At 66.8% G+C, this 1257-nt stretch carries 1 protein-coding gene; it reads left to right on the top strand.

All coding sequences use genetic code 11. From position 1 onward, the window contains the following. Positions 1–180 precede the first annotated feature (180 nt). Positions 181–1257, top strand: a 1077-nt coding sequence (locus A5659_RS22845; protein ID WP_067019386.1) for an LLM class flavin-dependent oxidoreductase, incomplete at its 3' end; no start/stop codon positions are given.

The raw sequence follows: 1257 nt of genomic DNA, 5'->3' as shown, positions 1-1257 counted from the left end.
TCGCGCGCGCCCAGCTCGAAGAATTCATCATCGAGGGCTGAGCCCCTCCACGCACCACCGTGTCGCGAGCGTAACGCCACGGCGATTTTCACCTCGAGAATCCGCCACAGCGTTACGCTCGCGGCCGTTGGGACCAAATCATCGACACGATGCTGTGCAGGTGCTTAGCATCATGTCTCGATGACCGTTCAACCCGCGGCTTTCCTCCGCACGACGCTTCCCCTCGACCTGTCCCGGCTCGCGGAACTCGACAGCGGCCGGTATCACTCCATCTGGCTGCCCGATCACATGGTCAGCTTCTGGCCCGACTCGATCTGGACGCCCGAGTTCACCGACCTGGCCACGGCTTCCCCGTCACCGCACCGCCACCTGGACGGACTCGCGGTGGCGGCCGCGGCGGCCGTGCTGACCGAACGGGTCCCCCTGGTCAGCGCGGTCGTCGATACCGTGCGCCGCCATCCCGCGCTGCTCGCCCAAACCGCGCTGACCATCGATCACCTGGCCAAGGGGCGCTTCATCCTCGGGTTGGGCAGCGGCGAGAGCGAGAACACGCTGCCCTACGGCTTCGACTTCTCGCGTTCGGTCAGCCGGTTCGAGGAAGCGCTGGCGGTGATCCAGCTGCTGTGGCGCAGTGACGGGCCGGTCGACTTCGACGGCCAGTTCTACCAGCTCCACCATGCCCGATTGGACACCGAACCCTATGGGGGCCGGGTACCGCCGATCTGGATCGGCGCCAGCGGCCCGCGGATGCTCGACATCGCGGGCCGGTACGCCGATGGCTGGTGGCCGGCGGGTGCCTGGACTCCCGACCACTACGCCCAGATGCTCGCCGCGGTGCGAAGCTCCGCCGAACGCGCCGGCCGCGACCCCCTGGCGATCACGCCCTGCTTCATCCAGGTCTGCCTGATCGGTGCGGACGACGAGGCCCTCGCCGAGATCCTGCAGGCTCCCCTGGTCAAGGCCTTCCTGCTACAGGTCTCGGCAAAAACGTTGCACGACTTCGGCTTCGAACACCCCATGGGCGAGGGCTGGCGGGGATTCCAAGACATCGACCCGGCCGTACTCACCCGGGAGCGGATCCTGGAATTTCTGGACAACGCGCGGCCCGAGATGGTGCTGGCCGTCGTGCCGCATGGCACACCGAAAGAGGTCGCCAAGATCGTCAAGACCTACGTGGACGCGGGCCTGCGCGTGCCGAAAATACTCGACTACGGCGCCATGGCCGGGTTGAAATACGCACAGGCTTCGGCCGCGAAT

The organism is Mycobacterium sp. 1165196.3 (assembly GCF_001673415.1).
In the GTDB taxonomy this organism is placed as follows: Bacteria; Actinomycetota; Actinomycetes; order Mycobacteriales; family Mycobacteriaceae; genus Mycobacterium; species Mycobacterium europaeum_A.
This window is presented reverse-complemented; position numbering and strand designations above follow the sequence as displayed.